15 protein-coding genes are annotated in these 21333 nt (G+C 39.1%); 8 read left to right on the top strand and 7 right to left on the bottom strand.

The window, feature by feature from the left end:
- Nucleotides 1-195: peptide deformylase (locus AC27E9_RS18805; protein ID WP_487132842.1), on the top strand; the 195-nt coding region annotated here is incomplete at its 5' end.
- 84 nt (nucleotides 196-279) lie between these two features.
- On the opposite strand, the gene AC27E9_RS18800 is transcribed toward AC27E9_RS18805, so the two are convergent.
- The 4 genes from AC27E9_RS18800 to AC27E9_RS18785 are packed head-to-tail and all read right to left on the bottom strand — an operon-like array spanning nucleotide 280 to nucleotide 5412.
- Nucleotides 280-1068, bottom strand: a complete 789-nt coding sequence (locus AC27E9_RS18800; protein WP_487132841.1) for a sugar-binding protein — start codon at nucleotides 1066-1068, stop codon at nucleotides 280-282.
- A gap of 34 nt (nucleotides 1069-1102) precedes the next feature.
- Nucleotides 1103-1639 carry a gluconokinase gene (locus tag AC27E9_RS18795; protein ID WP_487132840.1) on the bottom strand — a complete coding sequence of 179 codons (537 nt, stop codon included), beginning with the start codon at nucleotides 1637-1639 and terminating at the stop codon, nucleotides 1103-1105.
- A gap of 12 nt (nucleotides 1640-1651) precedes the next feature.
- Nucleotides 1652-4063 carry a GH36-type glycosyl hydrolase domain-containing protein gene (locus AC27E9_RS18790; RefSeq protein WP_487132839.1) on the bottom strand — a complete coding sequence of 804 codons (2412 nt, stop codon included), beginning with the start codon at nucleotides 4061-4063 and terminating at the stop codon, nucleotides 1652-1654.
- Nucleotides 4063-5412, bottom strand: a complete 1350-nt coding sequence (locus tag AC27E9_RS18785; protein ID WP_487132838.1) for an MFS transporter — start codon at nucleotides 5410-5412, stop codon at nucleotides 4063-4065. Before AC27E9_RS18785 ends, AC27E9_RS18790 begins: the two co-directional genes overlap by 1 nt.
- 437 nt (nucleotides 5413-5849) lie before the next feature.
- Here AC27E9_RS18785 and AC27E9_RS18780 point away from each other — a divergent pair, with 437 nt between their 5' ends.
- From AC27E9_RS18780 to AC27E9_RS18760, 5 genes are all read left to right on the top strand, one after another.
- A complete protein-coding gene (locus tag AC27E9_RS18780) occupies nucleotides 5850-8840 on the top strand; it encodes a TonB-dependent receptor (RefSeq protein WP_487132845.1) in 2991 nt (996 codons plus the stop codon).
- A gap of 144 nt (nucleotides 8841-8984) precedes the next feature.
- A complete protein-coding gene (locus tag AC27E9_RS18775) occupies nucleotides 8985-10547 on the top strand; it encodes a tryptophan halogenase family protein (RefSeq protein WP_487132837.1) in 1563 nt (520 codons plus the stop codon).
- Nucleotides 10548-10572: 25 nt separating this feature from the next.
- Nucleotides 10573-11307, top strand: a complete 735-nt coding sequence (locus AC27E9_RS18770; RefSeq protein ID WP_487132836.1) for a SapC family protein — start codon at nucleotides 10573-10575, stop codon at nucleotides 11305-11307.
- 2 nt (nucleotides 11308-11309) lie between these two features.
- Entirely contained in the window at nucleotides 11310-12338 is a 1029-nt protein-coding gene (locus AC27E9_RS18765; protein ID WP_487132835.1) for a cupin-like domain-containing protein, read from the top strand.
- A gap of 50 nt (nucleotides 12339-12388) precedes the next feature.
- Nucleotides 12389-13879, top strand: a complete 1491-nt coding sequence (locus AC27E9_RS18760) for a tryptophan halogenase family protein (RefSeq protein ID WP_487132834.1) — start codon at nucleotides 12389-12391, stop codon at nucleotides 13877-13879.
- A 54-nt stretch (nucleotides 13880-13933) separates the two neighbouring features.
- Here AC27E9_RS18760 and AC27E9_RS18755 read toward each other — a convergent pair whose 3' ends face one another.
- The 3 genes from AC27E9_RS18755 to AC27E9_RS18745 all read right to left on the bottom strand — a co-directional run bounded on the left by AC27E9_RS18755 (nucleotide 13934) and on the right by AC27E9_RS18745 (nucleotide 18192).
- Nucleotides 13934-14179, bottom strand: coding sequence for a TIGR02922 family protein (locus AC27E9_RS18755; protein ID WP_487132833.1), 246 nt, complete (start codon nucleotides 14177-14179; stop codon nucleotides 13934-13936).
- A 118-nt stretch (nucleotides 14180-14297) separates the two neighbouring features.
- Nucleotides 14298-16817, bottom strand: coding sequence for a glycoside hydrolase family 3 protein (locus tag AC27E9_RS18750; protein ID WP_487132844.1), 2520 nt, complete (start codon nucleotides 16815-16817; stop codon nucleotides 14298-14300).
- Nucleotides 16818-16926: 109 nt separating this feature from the next.
- Nucleotides 16927-18192, bottom strand: a complete 1266-nt coding sequence (locus AC27E9_RS18745; RefSeq protein ID WP_487132832.1) for a sugar MFS transporter — start codon at nucleotides 18190-18192, stop codon at nucleotides 16927-16929.
- 231 nt (nucleotides 18193-18423) lie between these two features.
- On the opposite strand from AC27E9_RS18745, the gene AC27E9_RS18740 reads away from it, so the two are divergent.
- Together AC27E9_RS18740 and AC27E9_RS18735 are read left to right on the top strand one after the other, a co-directional pair.
- Complete coding sequence (locus AC27E9_RS18740; protein WP_487132831.1) at nucleotides 18424-19764, top strand: GH1 family beta-glucosidase; 1341 nt, start codon at nucleotides 18424-18426, stop codon at nucleotides 19762-19764.
- A 13-nt stretch (nucleotides 19765-19777) separates the two neighbouring features.
- Nucleotides 19778-21313 carry an MFS transporter gene (locus AC27E9_RS18735; protein WP_487132830.1) on the top strand — a complete coding sequence of 512 codons (1536 nt, stop codon included), beginning with the start codon at nucleotides 19778-19780 and terminating at the stop codon, nucleotides 21311-21313.
- The last annotated feature ends 20 nt before the right edge of the window (nucleotides 21314-21333 follow it).

Raw genomic sequence — 21333 nt, 5'->3', positions numbered from 1 at the left:
TTTACCAGTGTAACTGTAAAAGGTTTAGATCGCTTAGGTAAAGAAGTAACAATAGAGAATGATGATTTTTTGGCAATCGTTTTGCAGCATGAAATAGATCACCTTAAAGGAAAACTATTTATTGACTACCTTTCGCCATTAAAACAAAAAATGGCTTTAAAAAAGGTAAAAAAAGCAATCAAAGCTGCTGCATAAAAATAGAAAATTACAACAAGTTCCCAAACGGATAACAATGTAGATAGGCGCTATATTGCCTTCATATAGCGCGACTATTCCAAATCACTCAACCAAAGTTAATGGTGCAAAAACACCTGCATCTTTATAACCTAAGTTTTTATCGCCGTTCTTAGGCTCTATAGCCACTGAACCGATAAAATGCTCTCGGCTAGCGCTACCGTCGTTATCGCAATAAGCGAGCATAAAACCGAGCTCTTTATTAGCGGTTAATATTACTGGCTTCGCATCATTAAACTCTTTAGTACCTGTTTTAGTGGTTACGTAATCAAAGCTGTCATCGTAAACATCTAATGCTACTTCCCAAATAAGCTTATGAGGCGCTATGGCTTGACGCTTCCATGCACTTTTAAGATGGTCATTAAGCAACATAAAATCAGGCTGGCCATTTGGTTTTTTATAGCCAATATCAACCGCTTGGTTGTCGAGTGCAACATGGTAAGCAAAGGCATTAAAGTTAAATTGGTGTTCACCACCTGATCTGTCTTCATCGATAAAAATTTCTAGGCAATCATCATCCCAATAGGCCTTTAATGGATCGGGGTGATTATCAAAAAGTACATCGTCTTGAATTTCAGTTAAAAGGTAAATTTTATTTTTATCCCACATAATTTTAAAGCGACCAGAGAAGTCTTCAGCACTGGGCATTTCCCCTAATATATGATGGTTAAGTGGTTGCCATTTAGCGGCTTGCCATGAGGCGTCCATAACGCCGTCAATAGTAGGTGCTACTTTTGCTTGCTTAGCTTCTAGGGCATGGCCTGTTGCAGCAAATACTGACAAGCTACTGAGCAAAGATACTTTTGTTAAGCTGTTAATTTTTTTAGTTATCATACTGAATTCTCGAATATCGCCTGCATTTTTAATGTTATGTATTTTGTGAGATGAACTCTATTGCTGCTTGTTCTATTTGCCTCAATATCTCGTTAACACTGTGCTCAATACTAATGATACTAACATCTAATTCCTCACCTTGTTGCTGTGATATTTTTGGGTGCTCAAGTGCTTGAAATTGGCTGCGTAGTAAACTGGCGGGGAAAAAGTGCTCTGAGCGTTTTTGCATACGTTCTGCTATTAAACTTTCACTGCCTTCTAAAAAGAAAAAGTGCGCCCTAAAGCCTGATGCTCTTAACATATCACGATGAACTTTTTTTAAACCTGAATGTGCCAAAACAATAGATGTTTCTTGCTTAGCGCTAATGGTTAAAAAACGCTGCAGGTGTTGCATCCATTGCGCTCTAAGTTCATCGGTGAGTGCATCACCTGCAGCCATTTTTTCTTTTGCACTACCGCTATGAAAGTCATCTGCATCGATAAAACTATAATCTATTTTCTCTGCCAGTTGTTCAGCGACTGTTGACTTACCACTGCCGCTAACTCCCATAATAATCAATAAATTCGTCATGTCGCCCTTAAATTAACGGGTAGATAAAGGTAAAACAACATTCAGCATGTAGCATCTGCCCGATTGAATATTTTCGACTTTGTTATTAACACAGCGCACGCCATCAACAAGCAATAATTGCTGTTGCACTTTTTCATCACGAGATATTTTCACCTTAAAAATCGCATTTCGATATTTACGCTCGACAGTTAAATTATGCCAAGATTCAGGAAGTTTAGGCTTAACAAGCAAATTGCCAGCTTGCCCTTTTAATCCACATAGTTCTTCAATAATACAGCGATAAACCCAGGCGACGGTGCCAGTATTAAACAATTGACTTGAGCGCCCCGCCATTTCTGGAAATTGATAATAAGCACCACGGTAATAATTGGGAATAAAACCCGGTAATTGCTGACGAACCAAAACATCTTTTTCACTACTCAACATTTGTTGAATAATGGCGAGTGCTTTATCTGACTCGCCAATTTGAAACAGACTATAAGCATAAAAAATACTGGCATGATTATACACGGAGCCATTTTCCGCTGTGCCCGGGTATTTCTGTGTTAAGCGACCGATGTCTTCACGCATTTCTGTATAGCTTGGTGCTAACATCATAGGGCCAAACGGTGTCGATAATTGCTTATCAATTTCAGACAAAATATCGGGTATATTTTGCTTGTTAGCTGCGCCACTAAGTATTGCCCAACTTTGTGGATTTAAAAATATTCTTCCTTGAATATCGTTTGCAATACCAAAGCAATTACCGTCATCGGTGATCCCTCTTGCGTACCAGTTGCCATCCCATAAATGCTGATTAACTGCGCTATTCATTGCATCTGCGGCAAACTGATACTCTTTAAGTTTACTATTATTTGCTTTGCCATAGTCTTGCTGAATACTACACCACTGCTTTAGAGCAAAAGCCGTTGCTAACGATAGCCAACTAGAAACGCCCTTACCTTTGTGGCCTACCATATTTAATGGGTCGCACCAGTCGCCTTGCTCAATGTAACTTAAGCCACGTTCATCTGTGGCATTTAGTAAATAATCAAGCGCCAACTCCACATGCTCTGCTACGGTGTATAGGCTATCATCATCACCAAAAGCGATTTGCTCTTGTAAGAAGTCGACATCATTAGTTTCATCTAAATATACTTTTAGGCAAATCGGTAACCACACACAATGGTCACTGTGAGGAATTAAGTTAATATATTTAATTTCTGCGTCAGGGTGTAAAAGAATACCGTCGGGCAAACAGCCATCACGCTTTTGTTGAGAAAGAGTGGTTAACAAAGCCTGTTTAGTTTTTTCTGGCGCAATAAAACACATGCCCATGGAATCTTGTAAGTAATTTCGGGTTTGTGGATCTGTTGTTAGTCTATTGCTATCACCATGATAATAAACTTGTCGGGGCAGCCAATGATTAACAAATTGGTTTAGTGCTTTATCTTCGCTTTCAAAACTAAAACTCTGCTGTGATTGCTGGATGTATCGTTGATATTCACTGTGGTTTTTCTCAAATGAGTTTTCATTTTTAAAATAACGCTTTCTAATAGATTCAACTTCGTCCAATCCTTTACAGGCTCCAAAAACAAACTTAAATTGCTGATTTTGCTGAGCAGATAACTCGATATTGTACTGCATTACGGCAACTGACGTTTCATAACAAGCAGGAGTTTTCGAAAGGTTTTTAATGTTAACTTCTTCAGGTAAATGTAACGAACCTTCCCCTTCAAATGCTTGTTGGCTGGTTGTCCAGCTACATGGTGTGCGTTCAGCTAGTAAAAAAGTATCGTCTTTTAGTGGCTGATTTTTATAGTAGTCTTCAAGCTTTTGGTAAGGTGTAATACCTTTAACTAAAATTGCATTATTTTCAGGATAATAATTGGCAGATTGATTCATCCATGATTTATAACCAACAGAAAAATAAGAATATATACTAATATTCTTGGCTTCGTTGGTTAAGTTTTTAACTTCTAATTGCCATAATTCATGACTGCCATCTACCGGCAAGGTCAGCGTTAAAATGAACTCAATCGATAAATGTTCTATTCGCCATACGATATCGGCAAGGCCAATAGAAAAAGTGAATTTATCTAACGGTTTACGCACTGGCTCAAAAGGTATTGAAAATACTTCATCAGTTTCATGACACTTAACATAGAAAAAGCGTCCCGGATGATGAGCAAAATACCCCTGTTCGGGTTGCATAAAAGTTTTTGCTTCAATATTAGGGGCAGCTGAATACTTACTTGGTTCAGGTTGCATAAATTGACTAACGGCATAACCTCGACAATTCATATGGATCATCATGGTTTTGTTCCATAAAAAGCCACTGGCAAACTTCATATTTATTGGGTTAAAGCAGTTTATGCGTTTCGTTACAACATCATGTTGATACGGAAGTACCTGGCTGACGGAATCTTGTTTACTGTTAATCACTAAGTTGACTCCCTAGCTGGTACTCGTTTGCTCAAATCCTGCTGTAAATTCTTTACTGCATCATCTGACAGGGAATAAAAACGAATAATACATACAGAGAGCACAGCAAATACGCCCGGAATAATCGTCATCAATAATACGATGCCATTAGCAGATTCGTCCGATTGTATTTGGTTTGCCACATAACCAAGTGATGCAAGTAACCAACCCATTAACGCACCAGCAAAAGCGCCACCTAGCTTCTGGGCAAATGCGGCAGCAGAAAATACCATTGCAGTTGCGCGGCGACCATTTTTCCATTCGGAATAATCAGCAGTGTCGGCGTACATAGAAAACACCAAAGGCGACTTTGGTCCTAAACAAAAGCCGATGGCTATTTGTAATGTGAACATCAAACTTATTTGGCTTTTATCTACAAAGTAGAATGCACTGGAAAGCAAAGCAACTATCAGCATAAGCATCATTAATAAGGTACGCTTATCAAAGAATTTGGTCATTAACGGTGTGCAAGCTGCACCCAACGCTAGCGCAATCATATAAACAAAAGAAAAACTGCCGATTAAATCTTCTCTACCAACAAAGTATTTAAAATAGAAGGTGCCAGAGCTCGCCCTGAGCGTAATTGTCATCATTACGATCAAGGCTAAACTAAATAGAATCAACCAAGGTTTATTGTTGAGTAAATCTTTTAGATCTGTACGAATTGGTGTTTTTTGGTTCTTAGGCGGTGTAATACGCTCTCGGGTATTGTAAAAACTAATCGCAAACAAAATTGCCGCAATGACACCATACAGGCCCATGGTTAATTGCCAGCCAAGCTCTTGATTCCCTTGCCCTAACTCATTGACTAATGTTGGTGTAAAATATGCGACTAAGCTACCACCGGAAAATGCTCCGATAAAACGAAAGCTTGTTAATGTTGTTCGATCTTGGCTTTCTCCGGTCATCACACCAAGTAATGCACCATACGGTACATTGATGAAGGTGTAAGCCAGCATCATAAATATATAGGTAGCATATGCCCAAATTAGCTTACCGCCATCTTGCAGGTCAGGCACGGTAAAAACCAACACACCTGCGGCAGCTAACGGAATTATTCCCCACAGTAAATACGGACGAAATTTGCCATAACGAGTTTGTGTTCTATCAGCCAACGCGCCCATAATTGGATCTGAAAATGCATCAATCAAACGTGTTACTAGCATCATGGTGCCAACGGCAGCCGGATGAAGTCCGAAAACATCGGTGTAAAATATAAATAGAAAAACATCAAATACACGCCAATAGAAATTAGACGCTACATCGCCACAGGCATATGATATTTTTTCTTTCAATTTAAGAGTTTGCATAATAACTGCCTTAACTTATTTAATAGCGACGCAGAAAATACTTTTTTAACATAACGTAATAAATAGCTATTAATTGTTATCAATAGCCGTAACGTCGCACACTTCACTTTTTAGTTTAATCATAATTTACGACAAAATGAAAGCGCTTTCATTTTATTTTGTTATGGTTTTTATTCTACCGTTGTCTTGATGCTTGAAATTACTATTACTGATTATTTAACGATAAGCAGTACAAATTAAGCCCTTTAAAATCATAACAATAAAAACAAAAGCTCAATTAATAACCAAAAACTTATTGACGTTAATATTTTTTTCAACTAACTTTATGTAAGCGCTTACAATTTAAATAGCCTTTTTTAAAAAAATACAAATGTAAGCGCTTACAAAATTACTATATGAATATCTGGATCGAATGTGATTAAATGTCTCGAGGGGAGATGCAAGTGAACACAAAAATTTATAAAAAATCACGCATAGCAACAAGTTTATCGCTGATATTAGGCGTAAGCTCGGTTGCACCAACTTATGCGGAAGAAAGCACTAACGCAGAAAAAGAAATTGAAGTCATTCAAGTAACCGGTATTCGCGGCAGCTTAGTGAAAGCAATGGATATTAAACGAAATTCTAATGGTGTCGTTGATGCCATTAACGCTGAAGATATGGGTAAGTTCCCAGATACTAACCTTGCTGAATCTTTACAGCGTATCAGTGGTGTATCAATTGATAGAGATAATGGTGAAGGTTCAAAGGTAACCGTTCGAGGTTTTGGTCCAGATTTCAATATGGTGACGCTAAACGGCCGACAAATGCCAACGGCGAATATCAATGACACCAGTGCTTCTGATTCACGCTCTTTTGATTTTGCAAATATTGCCTCTGAAGGTATAAATGCAGTTGAAGTTTATAAAACAGGTCGTGCTGATATCGCTACAGGCGGTATTGGCTCAACAATTAACATCATTACTGTTAAGCCTTTATCTGTAGGAGAAAAGGCTTCTTTTGGTATCAAAGGGGTGCATGACACTTCGTCTGAAAATGGTAGCAGTTTAACACCAGAGTTATCTGCTCTTTATAGTAATACATTTGCTGATGGCACTTTCGGTGTAGCGGTAACAGCAAGTCGTCAAGAACGAGACAGTGGCTCTGCTCGTGCTGGAGTTGATAACGGCTGGCGCCCACAAACTGGTGGTGTTGGCGATTGGGGCTCTGTAGGCCCAGGACCTACTCAGGTTAATGTACCTGGTGATGGTGTGACATATGCGGTTCCACATAATGTTCTCTATGGCTTTAGTGAAACTGAAAGAACACGAACTAACGGGCAACTGACCTTACAATATCGTCCAGTAGAAAACCTTACGGCTACGCTTGATTATACCTACTCTAAATTTGAAGAAGAGCTTAATCAAAATATTCATTCAGTGTGGATGAGCTTAAATTATGCTGGTTTACCTAATGGTTCTGTTTGGACAGACCCTAACGGTGATAATGTTGCAGCCCCACTGCTGTTGCATGATACTGACGGTCCATCTGATTTAGTAAGCCAAGTTGAGCAAAGTGCCAAAGTAAATGAAAACAAATCAATTGGTTTTAATTTAGAGTACATAGTTAACGATAACCTTTCATTTAATCTAGATTTCCATAGCTCTACTGCAGAGTCAAAGCCTGATAGCATTTATGGCAACAGCAATACTATCCAAATGGCGACATGGACGCGTGCAGAAACAAAAGTAGATTTTTCATCGGGCTTCCCTGTTGTAGAAGTGGTATTTCCAAACGGCACTTCAGGGTTAACGCCTGAAGGTGTTGTAACAACAGGTACTAGTTTCAGAAATAGCTATACTCGTTCGGAAATTGACCAACTGCAACTGAATGGCGCATATATTTTTGACGAAGGTATCGTAGAAAGTGTTGATTTTGGCGTTGGATTTAATAACGTTGAAAACCGTAACGCATTTGGTAAAGCTGAACGACCAAATTGGGGCGGAACAGGCTCGCCAGATGATATTGATGACGACTTTCTATTAGCAAGCATGAGTACAATGGTTGACCGCTTCGATAATTTACCTGGCGATAAATCTAGCATGATTAACCAATTTTGGGCGGTTGATTTCAATACCATCGCCGATTTAGTTCATACTAGATATGGCTCACCGGCCGATTCGCCATGTGGAACAGATATTTGTGCACCTAATAACTTTGAAACTGACCGAAGAACTAAAGAAGAGTCTGTTCATGCATATGTTAAAGCCAATATGAGTTTTGAAATTGGCGATCGTCCTGCCAATTTAGTTGTAGGCCTACGTTACGAACAAACAGATGTCGCATCAAATACTTTATCGCCTGATCCTATAGCAATAGGCTGGGTATCAACAAATGAATTTGAAATTGTAAGAGGTGAAGCGAAATATTATGACGATAAAGCCGATTATGACTACCTATTGCCTAATATAGATTTTGACATTGAAGTCACCGACGACATAGTTTTCCGTGCTTCATATAGTGAAACAATTACACGCCCAGGTTATGGTAATTTAACAGCAGGTAATTTTTTAGACGTAGTACGCAATGTTGATAATGGTACGGGTAATCGAGGCAATGTTGGTTTATTGCCACTTGAGTCTCAAAATATTGATTTATCATTTGAGTATTACTACAACGAAGGTAGCTACGCATCAATTGGTTTCTTCCAAAAGGATGTTGATAATGTTATTGGTACTCGTGAGTCCATTGAACAACCTTGGGCAGTGAATAGCCCAGCTGAAGGTGCGCGTTATCAAGAGGCGGTTGCAGCTACCGGTGGCGATCCATCAAACAGTGCTGCAATAAGAGCGTATTTAGTGGCAACCTACGGTGGCGATAGCTCAATAATTGTCGACCCGGGTGGAGATCCAGTCAAAAATCAAATATGGGGACACCCTACAGCTAACGACACCTTGTCAGTTAAAATCAGTCAGCCTTATAACCAAGGTTCTAATAAAGTTGATGGCTTTGAATTTGCTTTACAACATTTATTCGGAGATTCTGGCTTTGGTGTTATTGCTAACTACACCATAGTAGATAGTGATGTTGAGTACGATAATGCTGATCACGGTGATGAAAATACACCTTTACTCGGTGTAAGTGATTCATACAACCTCGTGGCATTTTATGATAAAGACGGCTTACAAATGCGTCTTGCATACAACTGGCGTGACGATTTCTTGCAAGGGCTTAACGATGGACAAGGTTCAAACCCAGTTTATGTTGAAGACTATGGCCAGCTTGATGCCAATATAAGCTATGACTACAACGAAAATTTAACACTTTTTGTTGAAGGTATAAACTTAACTGATGAATATACCCGCTCTTACGGGCGCCATAAATTGATGGTGAAGAATATTCAACAAATGGGCCCAAGATATAATATCGGCCTAAGATATAAGTTTTAATTAGTATAGAAATGACTAGGGCAAGCAGTATTTGCTTGCCCTACTTTCGAATACATTGCTATTAGTTACAAGTTTACAAGCTCGTGTTAATAAGGCTAACCTTAAATATAACGTTACTACTAAATACCAATGGATATAAGCCGTATGAATAAACCATTGAAAGAAATCATTATTTTAGGTGGAGGAACCGCTGGTTGGCTTACTGCGGGTATAATCGCCGCCGAACATAACGCCCGAGCAAGTACCGGCGTTAAAGTTACCCTAATAGAATCAAAAAATATCCCGTCGATTGGTGTTGGCGAAGGCACTTGGCCAACGATGCGAGAAACCCTTACTACTTTAGGTATTCAAGAGTTTGAATTTATCGCAACATGTGATGCTTCATTTAAGCAAGGTTCAAAATTTATTGGCTGGAAAAATGGCAATGCTAATGACAGTTATTACCACCCCTTTATCGCTCCACATGGCTTAGGAACTTCCAATCAAGTTGATTATTGGCAAAATAAACACTCCGATACCTCATTTGCACATGCACTAAGTTGCCAGCCGCATTTATGTGATCAACATAAAGCACCTAAGCAATTTCAAACACCTGAATTTGCTGGTGTAACAAATTATGGCTACCATCTTGACGCTGGAAAATTTGCCGCATTATTAACCCGTCATTGCACTGAAAAACTAGGGGTTAAACACATACAAGATGATGTTATAAATGTTATCGGCGAAATAAATTCAAATATCCAAGCAATAGTAACCAAAGAGCATGGAAAATTAAGTGCTGATTTATTTATAGACTGTTCTGGGCTAAACTCATTACTTATTGAAAAACATTATAAAATACCCTTAGTAAACCTAAAAGATACGTTATTTAACAACAGTGCCGTTGCTGTTCAAGTACCATACGTAGATCAACAAGCTTGTATTAGCAGCCATACAATTTCAACGGCACATGATAATGGTTGGATTTGGGACATAGGGTTGCCATCAAGACGCGGGGTTGGATGCGTATACGCTGAAAACTATTTAACACAATCAGATGCTCACCAAACATTACATCAGTATTTATCCAAAACAATACCAGCTAAAGAAGTGGATAAGCTCACATTTAGAGATATTAAGTTTACCCCGGGTTACAGGAATATTTTATGGCATCATAACTGTGTTGCCGTAGGAATGGCTGCTGGGTTTATCGAGCCACTTGAAGCTTCCGCACTTGCCCTTGTAGAGCTATCTGCCAAAATGATTGCAAAAGAGCTGCCTGCCGATCTCAGTATCATGCCAATTACAGCTAATCGCTTTAACCAACGATTTAATTATCGCTGGGAGCGTATCGTAGAATTCTTAAAACTACATTATATTTTAAGTGATCGTACATCTACATATTGGCAAGACAATCGCAAAATAGCTTCCATTCCTAATCGTTTACAAGAACTAATGTCTTTGTGGAAGTTTCAACCACCTAGTTATAATGATTTCACTGAAATTGAGGAAATATTTCCAGCGGCTAGTTACCAGTACATTTTATATGGAATGAATTTTCAAACTCAATCTCGCACAACTTCAAGTCGTTTTAACAACCATTTAACGGCAGAAAAGCACTTTATGGAAAATAAACAACTTACAAGTAAATACCTTGCGGGGTTACCGAGCAACCGTGAATTAATTAAATACTTAACCGCACAATACCAACAAAAAATAGCGAGTTAATCACAATGATGAATAGGAATTACCAATGGCAAAGCATGAATTACTAAATAATATTACGCATAAAAACTTAAAAGTACTTACTGAGAAATCTGAATTTTTAGGTAGTAAGGTAGCTTACTCAGTCATTTTTCCTTTTGAGTTTAAGCATGTACAAGCTGACTACCCAATATTCTTTTTGAAAGATAAGGACACTACCCAGTTTTCTGCCATTGCATTGTTTGGATTTGAACAAGGGGAAAACTTATTCCTATCTGATGAAGGCTGGGAAGCGAGCTACATACCAATGTTTGTTGAAAGAGAGCCTTTTTTAATTGGTTTTCAACAAGAACAATCAAATGGTGAAGCACAGCCATTAATTCATATTGATATGGATAGCCCAAGAGTAAATGAAGAGGCAGGCATTAATGTCTTTTTAGAGCATGGCGGAAACAGTGAGTATTTAAACCGTATTAGTACTATTTTAAAGACGCTTCATGATAGTAAGGAATCCACAGATTTATTTCTCAACACTATTCAAGACCTAGAATTAATTGAGCCGCTAAATTTAGATATACAATTAAACGACGGTTCAAATAATCGCCTAAGTGGCTTTCATACGATTAATGAAGATAAGCTTGCCAATCTTAGCGGCCAACAACTTGAAAGCCTTAACAAATCAGGACTATTGCACGTAATTTATATGGTAATAGCATCTCACGCCAACTTAACATCACTGATTCAAAAAAAAGATAAACGTGTAAAAAGCCAAAATAGCCTGTAACTATGAGCTCAGATAATCAAGTTGAGTTAAATCAAGTCAAAACGCTAACAGCATATACAGACGAAGATTTATCGAATTACATTAACAGCATTGAAAAGCCGATAGTACTAAAAGGCTTGGTTGATGAATGGCCAATAATAAGTGAAACAAAACAGTCAAATGCGAAGCTAAAAGAGTATTTATTGAAATGGAGTCGGTCAATACAAGTTGGTATTGGTAAGATTCCATGGGCTGAAAAAGGCCGACTATTTTATAACAGTGACTTATCAGGTTTTAATTTCGAACGCAGTAGTTGCGACTTTTCAGAGTTTATATCTGCATTGTTTTCACAAGAGGAACATAAAAAACCATACGGTTATTATATGGGCTCCACCCATATTGATCATTTAATGCCTGAGTTCAAACAAAGCCACAATGTAAAAGCGTTATCGAATAAAAATGCGCTTTCAAGTATTTGGATAAGTAGCCAAACGAGCATTGCTGCCCATCAAGATTTTCCGAATAATTTAGCATGCTGCATTGCTGGTAAAAGAAGGTTTACTTTATTTCCTCCTGAGCAGATCGACAATTTATATATTGGACCTCTTGATCATACGCCAGCAGGGCAACCTATAAGTTTGGTTGATCTAAATAACCCTGATTTTGTTAAATATCCAAAATTTAAATTTGCGATAGAAAATGCTCTTGTTGCTGAATTAGAACCTGGAGATGCATTATTATTACCGAGCCTATGGTGGCATGCTGTTGATAGCTTAACTTCTTGCAATGTACTCGTTAATTACTGGTGGCAAAATACAGCAAACTACACCGATTCTCCCTACGATGCGCTATACCATGCCCTTTTGTCTATTAACAGCCTTTCAACTGACCAGCAACAAGCAGTTCAAAGCATGTTTAATTATTATATTTTCAATGGTGATAGCAAAGCTTTAGCACATATTCCTGAAGATAAACTTGGGATCTTAGAAAAGGACTCCGAGCTAGCAGCTCGTAAAATTCGCTCTATATTATTAAATAAACTTAATCGTTAATCACAAGATTAGAGAGCTCTGAACAATACCAAGTAACAAACGGAAAACACATGACAAATAAAAATACAAACATTAAAAAGGTTGTCATCGCGGGCGGCGGAACTGCGGGTTGGATGGCAGCTGCGGCTATAGCTAAAACCATTGGTAAAAATCTAGATATAGTCTTAGTGGAATCAGACGAAATCGGAACCGTTGGTGTTGGTGAGGCAACAATTCCTACATTGCAATATTTTCACCAACTGCTAAAGATTAATGAGTCAGAATTTTTAGCTGCAACAAATGGTACATTTAAGCTAGGTATCAACTTCGAGAACTGGCGAGATGTTAATGAAGATTACATGCATGCATTTGGGGTAACGGGAAATGATTGTTGGGCTGCGGGCTTTCAGCACTTTTGGCTGAAAGGGAAGAGCGCTGGTATTGCTGGGGAATTTGGGGAATATTGTCTGGAGAATGTGGTCGGTTTAAATGAGAAGTTTGCTCAACTACCTAAAAATGGCCTGAATTACGCCTATCACATGGATGCAACACGATACGGGCAATTTCTTCGAAAAATAGCTGAATCAAATGGTGCTATAAGAAAAGAGGGAAAAATTGATCAGGTAAATCTCGACCATAGTACTGGCTTTATATCCTCTCTTACTTTAACAAATGGTGAAGAAATAGAAGGTGACTTATTTCTAGACTGTACAGGACAACGAGCGTTACTTATTGAGGGTGCTCTTCACACTGGTTATGAAGACTGGTCTCATTGGTTACCAAATGACTCGGCCATCGCCGTGCAAACTAAAGCAACAGAACAACCTAAGCCTTATACACGCTCAATAGCACACAACTTTGGCTGGCAGTGGCGCATTCCGCTTCAAAATCGTGTTGGAAATGGCATAGTGTACTGCAGTCAATATGTAAGCGATGACGAGGCAAAATCAACTTTGCTTAATAATATCGAAGGAGAAACAATTACAGAACCACGAGTAATAAAATTCAGAACAGGAATGCGCAGAAAGCATTGGCATAAAAACTGTGTTGCCGTTGGTCTGGCAAGTGGCTTTTTAGAGCCATTAGAGTCAACCAGTATTCATTTAATTCAACAGTCAATTGTTAGGTTACTAAGAATGTTCCCTCAGCATGACATTAATGATGGAGATATCGACGAGTTCAATGAACAGACACGTTTTGAATGGGAAACGACTCGAGACTTTATCATTTTACATTACAAGGTTACTAACCGTAACGACAGCCCTTTTTGGCGTCACTGCCGTAACATGGAAATCCCACAACAACTAGCTCATCGAATCAAACTGTTTGAAGATACTGGACGAGTATTTAGAAAAAATAATGAGCTTTTTGATGATTCTTGGATGCAAGTCATGATTGGGCAAGGGCTAACGCCTAAAAGCTATCACCCTATTGTTGATAATATGAGTGAAGAGGAATTAATTAAGTTTCTGAAACATATAAAAAGCAATATTGCTAATGTTGTAACTCAGCTGCCTGCGCACGGTGACTTTATTAAGCAATACTGTCCGTCAACGATCTAAGAACTTTCTTGCTCGCATAAAAAAAAGCAGCCTCTGGCTGCTTTTTTATAAATATTATACCGCTTGATTTGGTTGCGTTTTAAATTCAATACGCTCACCAAATTTATTTAAAATGTTAACCCGACCTTCGCATACCGCAATAATTGATTTATCTTGCTTGTAGCTTTCAGGAATAACGACTCGGCCATTTTTTAATTGTGGAAAACTCTCTACACCATGCTTTAACTCAAGTGACTCTTCTCCATAATATATAATTGTCACTTCTTTTAAAGGGAAGTTGGTATTCACAGATGTTAGCATATAGTGCTCCCTGCTCAGTTCAGCGTTAATTGTTGTTATTTTAACCAAACCAACAATCAATTACTGTTGTAAAACTGAGCAGATACTGCAACAAATTGTAATCCTACAAACTTTAGTATTATTCCCCCGAGCAATTCATCGTTGCGGCTGCAATATTATTTGGTTTGATAATAATATTGGCAAAGCTAACTTTAGCTGAACTTACACTACTTAGCTGAAACGGACTAACAACTTGAGAAAAATCTACTCCGGCTTTTTTGAAACACTGTAAATCAATGGCCACGTCATACCAGCCCTTTGTCGCAGCATTTACTAAAAACTGGCTTAACTTAAACGAATTCTGACAACTTTGTTCACATCTCATCATTAAATTCACTTTATCTGCATCTTCAGCGTTCACTTGTACTGAAAAGCTTAAAGTAGCGCTTGCTTCAAAGTAAGCACGTAAATCTTCAGGGAAGTTACTCACTAATGCGATACTTGCCTGGTTCGAACCATCAAATGCAATACGACGAGCATCTTCTTGCACGACTTTATCTTGGCTTTGTACAGTAATAGCACCTAGGGTTTGTTTACTTGAATTTATTGCACTGCTTTCTCCACCTGACTTTAATTGCATTCTCCATGGCATATTCGCTGCGCCAGCAAATAACACTAAGGTTTCAATTTTATTCTGTGAAGCTTTTGCAGTTTCGTCTAAAGTATTCTCAATCATCACAGAGTCTTGATAATTTAGACCATAGCCAAATTTAAATAACGGTTGATAGTCACTATCATAATGATTAGTTGCAGATTGTTCGGCAGTTGCAGGCCAAGAAAAAGAAAGTTTACCGGTAAAGTCGTTATTTACCTTATTATTAGTATCTGTTAACAGCACCTCTGCAACTCCATGCCCTTCGGTACCTGGTAACCAAGCTGCAACAAAGGCATCGGAAGCGTTAAGCTCTGCATTAACCCACATTGGACGGCCACTAATGAATACCGAAACTACGTTAATGCCTTGCTGTTTCAACTTCTTCAACAACGCTAAATCTTTCTTATTACCGCGCTGATACTCTAAATTATCACGATCTCCGTGACCTTCTGCATAAGGTTCTTCACCAAAAACGACAATAGCGACGTCAGGTTTTTGTGAAAAGCTGCCATCAATACTTAATTCAGCAGTACCACCTGCTAACAGTGCTTGCTGTTTAATACCATCAAAAATAGATTGAGCACCAGGAAAGTCACTATTTTTATTACCCGTTCCCTGCCAGGTAACCGACCAACCTCCTGATTGTTTGCCAATGTTGTCAGCGGCATCACCGGTCACTAAAATATGACTACTGGCGTCAATTGGTAATATATTGCGATTGTTTTTTAGAAGGACAAGTGACTCACGCACGGCTTGACGAGCAACGTTTCTATGACTCTCTTGTCCTATTAACTCGGTCTTGCCGGACAATTTTCGGTTCGTTGGACTAGGTTTTTCAAATAAGCCCGCCCGAAGCTTGACTCGCAAAATACGGCTTACTGCATCATCAATACGACTTTGCGCTATTTCACCAGACTTTACTTGTGAAATGGTATTTTCATAGAGTGGCTTCCATGCGTCTGTTGGCACCATGAAAATATCTAAACCAGCGTTCACTGATTGTGGGCAGCTTTCATTAGTACAATCTTTAACTTGTCCGTGGCCATTCCAATCACCAACCACAAAACCATCAAAGCCCATTCGATCTTTTAAGATATCGGTTAATAAATATTTATTACCGTGATTTTTTTTGCCATGCCAGCTATTGAATGAGGCCATTACCGATTGCGCGCCTGCTGCCAATCCTCCAACATAGCCTTGCGCATGAATATCAAATAGTTGCTGCTCTGTTGAAATATTGTCGCCCTGGTCATCACCCGCAACTGTACCACCATCACCAAGAAAATGTTTTACCGTACTTATAACTCGATTATCAGCAAGAAAGTCTTTGTTTGCCGAACCTTGAAGTCCTTTAACAACCGCACTAGCATAATCTCTAACAATGCTGGGATCTTCCGAGTAGCCTTCATAAGTACGACCCCAACGATCATCTTGAACAACGGCTACTGTAGGCGCAAATACCCAGTCAATACCCGTAACCATTACTTCCACAGCTGTTATCGCAGCAATTTCTTCAATAAGTTCAGGGTTATTAGCTGCACCTAATCCAATATTGTGTGGGAACAAGGTTGCACCTATTACATTGTTATGCCCATGTACTGCATCTGTTCCCCACATAGTTGGTATCGATGAACCATCTAGACTACTGTCGACTGAAGCTTGATACATATCTTCTGCTAACTTGATCCAGTCTTGAGGCGTTGCTTGCTTATTATCATTTGGAAACGAACCACCACCATTCAAATATGATCCAAAACCATATTCACGCATATCTTCAACGGTAATATCTCTAATTTCAGGCTGAATCATTTGCGCTACTTTTTGCTCAAGTGTCATTTTTGCCAGCATGGTTTGAATTTTACGCTCAAGCTCAGGATCAGGATTAAGCGCTTGCGGTATTACAGGCCAAAAATCTGCAACCGCCACTTTTTCCTTTGCGACTACATTGTTTTCTTTCTGCTCCCCACTACCACAACCCAGTACACTAACAAGAGTTAAACCCATTACCAGTTCGATAATACCTATTCGCGCAACGCCTTTGGCACCTCTAGCACTACTTTGTATTTTCTTATTCATTATCACTACCTTCCCAACCGTTTATAACGTCATTTCATTAATTTTCTATGTTTTTATGCTGAATTTTATGGCCGGAAAGGCCGTAATATGCGATGTAGAGATAGCAAAACATTGGCAAAACAAACGCGACATGAATACCCACAATATCAGCCAAAAATCCCTGTAATAATGGCACAATAGCACCACCTACAATTGCTAAGCACAATATACCTGAACCTTGGCTGGTATATTTCCCTAACTTGGTAACAGCAAGGCTAAAAATGGTGGGAAACATAATTGAGTTACATAAGCCAACCAATAAAATAGCTATCATTGCTATCATGCCGTCCGAGAAAATAACTACCGCCAGTAATGTAACCGCGCTAAAGGCATTAAAAGCTAATACCTTACCTGCAGCAATTTTTTGCATTATAACTGCGCCTGCAAAGCGCCCAACCATTGCGCCTCCCCAATAATAAGCAACATATTTAGCAGCTTCAGATTCACCGATGCCAGCAATATTTTCCTGAGATAAGAAGCTCACTAAGAAACTGCCAATCGCGACTTCAGCACCAACGTATACAAATATCGCGATGGCCCCAAAAATTAGATGACGATGTTGCCAAATACTCCCCTCTTGACTTTCTTTTTGAGCTGTCGATTTTGATTGCTCAACTTCAGGAAGTTTTAGCCATGCAAATAGTGCCGCTAAGACTAAAAGCGAAGCCGCCAATAGTAAGTAAGGAAGTTGAACTGCCGCAGCAGACTCACTTGCTGACATTGCAGAGGATGCTTGATCTAAAATCAAATATGCACCAAAAAATGGCGCTATTGTAGTGCCTAAGGAATTAAAGGCTTGTGTCATTGTTAGCCGCGAAGATGCGGTAACAGTTGGACCAAGAGCACTAACATAAGGGTTCGCAGAAACTTGTAATATGGTAATGCCACTCGCTAAGGTAAACAATGCGCTCAAGAATACTGGATAGCTATGTGAGAATGCCGCAGGGTAAAACATCCCGCAACCAACAGCCGCAACGAGCAACCCAATAACAATACCTTTTTGGAAGCCGAATTTTTCCACAATTTTACTGGCGGGAATAGAAACAAGAAAATAAGCACTGAAAAAACAAAACTGAATCAACATTGCTTGACCGTACGATAAATCAAATACGGCCTTAAGGTGTGGGATTAATATATCATTCAAACATGTGATAAACCCCCATAGAAAAAACAGTGTAGTTAAAGACCCTAACGCAAAGCGATAGTCTGTACCTTCATTAACCGCCTGATGCGATATATTCTCTTGCGTTGATAGCCCTGCCATATTGCCCCCGAAATTATTCGATTAAATAAAAACCAGTTGACCTTTTTTATATTAGCCACTAACATCTAAAAATGTAAGCGCTTTCATTTGGGATTCATTCTTACAGAAGCTCAAATTTTTTTCAAGCACAATGTAAGCGCTTACAAAAAATAAATCTAAGCCGAAACTTAATATTGCTATAGAGACGGCTGAGTTTCTCTCAATGTTGAAAAGAAAAAGACGATGTAAATCATGATGAAGTTATCTTTGCCAAAGAATTCTCCAATGCGCTCTACAAGTTTTACTTATGGTGTAGCTACTGCATCCTTTCAAATAGAAGGAGGTGTAGAAGACCGGCTCCCTTGTATTTGGGATACATTTTGCGCAACACCCGGAAAAATCGCTGACAACTCAAACGGTGATATCGCCTGCGATCACTACCATCGTTGGCAAGATGACATTGAGATAATCTCTTCTCTTGGTGTTGACGCTTATCGATTATCGCTTTCATGGCCTAGGCTTATCAAAAAAGATGGCAGTATTAATGAACTTGGCGTTAGCTACTATTCATCAATTTTGAATAGACTTAGAGATAAAGGCATAAAGGCTTATGTCACTCTTTACCATTGGGATTTACCGCAACACTTAGAAGATGATGGTGGTTGGCTTAACCGAGCAACCGCTTATAAATTTCAAGATTATGTCAAGAAAGTAGTATTAGCCTTTGGCAATAAGGTACATTCATACGCAACACTAAATGAACCCTTTTGTAGTGCATATCTTGGCTATGAAGCAGGTATTCATGCGCCTGGCCATGCCGATGTAAACTACGGTAAAAAAGCAGCACACCATTTACTGCTAGCTCATGGTCTCGCCATGGAAACACTAAAAAAATACAGCCCTGATACCGAAAATGGTATTGTTTTAAACTTTACGCCAGCATATCCAGAAACTGATTCAGTAAGAGATAAAATAGCGGCTGAATATGCAGACGATTATTTTAATCAGTGGTATATAAAACCTATTCTTGACGGTGAATATCCCGCAATTAATCAACAACTTCCAAAAGAACAACAGCCGGAAATATTACCTGGAGATATGGAGATTATTTCTCAACCACTGGACTTTTTAGGTATCAACTTCTATACGCGCGCCGTATATCGACACAACTTAGCGAATATATATGAAGAAATTCAATTACCTAATGTTGATAGAACTGATATTGGTTGGGAAATTTATCCACAAGCTTTTACCGAATTATTAGTATCTTTAGATACTCGATATACCTTGCCACCAGTATTCATCACCGAAAATGGTGCCGCTATGGCTGATATCTGTATCAATGGTGAAGTTGCCGATTATGGTCGTGTTGATTACTACGACCAACATTTATCAGCTGTTGCACAAGCGATATCGCAAGGGGTTGATATCAAGGGCTACTTCGCTTGGAGTTTAATGGATAATTTTGAATGGGCAGAAGGTTATCGTAAACGATTCGGCATTGTACATGTTGATTATGAAACGCAATGTCGAACCATTAAAGCCAGTGGCTTAGCCTATCGTAATTTGATAGCCTCAAGAACAGATAAATAATAAGAACAATAAAATGACTCAACTCCCATTTTCAGAAAAGGTCGGATATGCCGTCGGCGATGCTGCCGCCAATTTAGTGTGGCGAGGTGCCCTAGCCTATTTAGCTGTATTTTACACAGACACCTTTGGAATAACCGCAGCAGCTACCGCTATGTTATTTCTAGTCGTCCGTCTATCTGATGGTGTTACCGATATTATCATGGGAATGGTCGCCGATAGAACAAAAAGCAGGTGGGGGAAATTTAGACCCTGGATATTGTTTTCAGCCCCAGTGCTTGGACTCTTTATGGTGTTGTGTTTTAGTACTCCAGACCTTAGTGAGAATGGTAAACTTGCATACGCCTATTTTACCTATATAGGTTTAACGCTAGCGTATACGATCAATAATGTTCCTTACTCTGCATTGATGGGAGTGATGACTAGCTCTGACAATGAAAGAACGAGCTTGTCAGGGTTTCGTTTTGCAGGAGCTTTTGCTGGTGGCTTGCTGGTTATGGGGTTCTTGCCAAAATTAGTCGCTTATTTCGGTCAAGGTAACGATGCCGTGGGTTATCAAACCACCATGTACGTATTTGCCGCAATATTGGTTTTCTTATTAGTGATTACCTTTGTCAGTACCAAAGAACGAGTAACTGTTTCAGCGTCAGACTCTCAAGGGCTTTCTCAAGAGCTAAAAGACCTCGCTAAAAACTTACCTATGATTGTTCTACCGCTATTAGCAATGAGCTTATTTTTTTATTACCGAGATATCATCAGCGGTTTATTCTTTATTACTGTTATGGTGATCATGAGATTTGTCATCAAACGCTTTATTCAAACGCCAACTGAAAAGCTGTCCAGTACTCAACGAGATATGGTTGATTTGTTAACTAATAAGCCATGGTTAATATTGCTTGCACTTGGCTTTCTTACCATGATGTTTAACGGGGTAAAGTACGGCGTAATTGCCTACTATTTTAAATACTATGTTGGCGATGAATTGATGGCAGGCCAATACTTTATTGCCTTGCTCGTTGTCTCAATTTTAGGTGCTTTATGCACACATTATTTTGCCCAACGCTGGGGAAAACCGCAATTGTTTATAGTTGCATTGCTTGCCAGTGCTTTATTCACCATCTCATTTTATTGGTTGAACAGTGACAATATCACTGCGATATTTATTCTCGGGTGTTGTGCTGAGTTCTTCGCCGCTATGATGCCAACATTATTCTTCACCATGCTAGGTGATTGTGCTGACTACTCAGAGTGGAAGAACAAACGTCGAGCAACCGGTTTAATATACTCGGCAGGTACTTTTGTACAAAAAACAGGGGGTGGCTTTGCTGGCGCTTTAGTACTGATAGTTTTGGCTGCCTATGGCTATAATGGCATGGACCAAAATACAATCGCAGCAGCTTTACCTGGCATGAAATTATTAATGAGCTGGATACCCGCTATTTTCGCAATTATTAGTGCAGCTTTGCTTCTAATATATCCATTAAGCAATGAAAAAAACCAGCAAATAGGTAAAGAGCTAGCACAACGTCGAAGCGATGCTGAAATCATTTAAAATTTCACACAGCTAGCACT

The sequence above is a fragment of the Colwellia meonggei genome (assembly GCF_057537295.1).
Note: the sequence above shows the minus strand (reverse complement) of the source record. Positions and strands in the feature narration are given on the sequence as shown.

What these genes read in the sequence shown, in the direction of transcription:
- AC27E9_RS18755 (WP_487132833.1), bottom strand. Translation starts at nt 14,179, where the DNA reads ATGCTAACATCTGTGAATACCAACTTCCCTTTAAAAGAAGTGACAATT.
- AC27E9_RS18765 (WP_487132835.1), top strand. Translation starts at nt 11,310, where the DNA reads ATGAGCTCAGATAATCAAGTTGAGTTAAATCAAGTCAAAACGCTAACA.
- AC27E9_RS18750 (WP_487132844.1), bottom strand. Translation starts at nt 16,817, where the DNA reads ATGGGTTTAACTCTTGTTAGTGTACTGGGTTGTGGTAGTGGGGAGCAG.
- AC27E9_RS18800 (WP_487132841.1), bottom strand. Translation starts at nt 1,068, where the DNA reads ATGATAACTAAAAAAATTAACAGCTTAACAAAAGTATCTTTGCTCAGT.
- AC27E9_RS18745 (WP_487132832.1), bottom strand. Translation starts at nt 18,192, where the DNA reads ATGGCAGGGCTATCAACGCAAGAGAATATATCGCATCAGGCGGTTAAT.
- AC27E9_RS18785 (WP_487132838.1), bottom strand. Translation starts at nt 5,412, where the DNA reads ATGCAAACTCTTAAATTGAAAGAAAAAATATCATATGCCTGTGGCGAT.
- AC27E9_RS18760 (WP_487132834.1), top strand. Translation starts at nt 12,389, where the DNA reads ATGACAAATAAAAATACAAACATTAAAAAGGTTGTCATCGCGGGCGGC.
- AC27E9_RS18775 (WP_487132837.1), top strand. Translation starts at nt 8,985, where the DNA reads ATGAATAAACCATTGAAAGAAATCATTATTTTAGGTGGAGGAACCGCT.
- AC27E9_RS18795 (WP_487132840.1), bottom strand. Translation starts at nt 1,639, where the DNA reads ATGACGAATTTATTGATTATTATGGGAGTTAGCGGCAGTGGTAAGTCA.
- AC27E9_RS18735 (WP_487132830.1), top strand. Translation starts at nt 19,778, where the DNA reads ATGACTCAACTCCCATTTTCAGAAAAGGTCGGATATGCCGTCGGCGAT.
- AC27E9_RS18770 (WP_487132836.1), top strand. Translation starts at nt 10,573, where the DNA reads ATGGCAAAGCATGAATTACTAAATAATATTACGCATAAAAACTTAAAA.
- AC27E9_RS18740 (WP_487132831.1), top strand. Translation starts at nt 18,424, where the DNA reads ATGATGAAGTTATCTTTGCCAAAGAATTCTCCAATGCGCTCTACAAGT.
- AC27E9_RS18780 (WP_487132845.1), top strand. Translation starts at nt 5,850, where the DNA reads ATGCAAGTGAACACAAAAATTTATAAAAAATCACGCATAGCAACAAGT.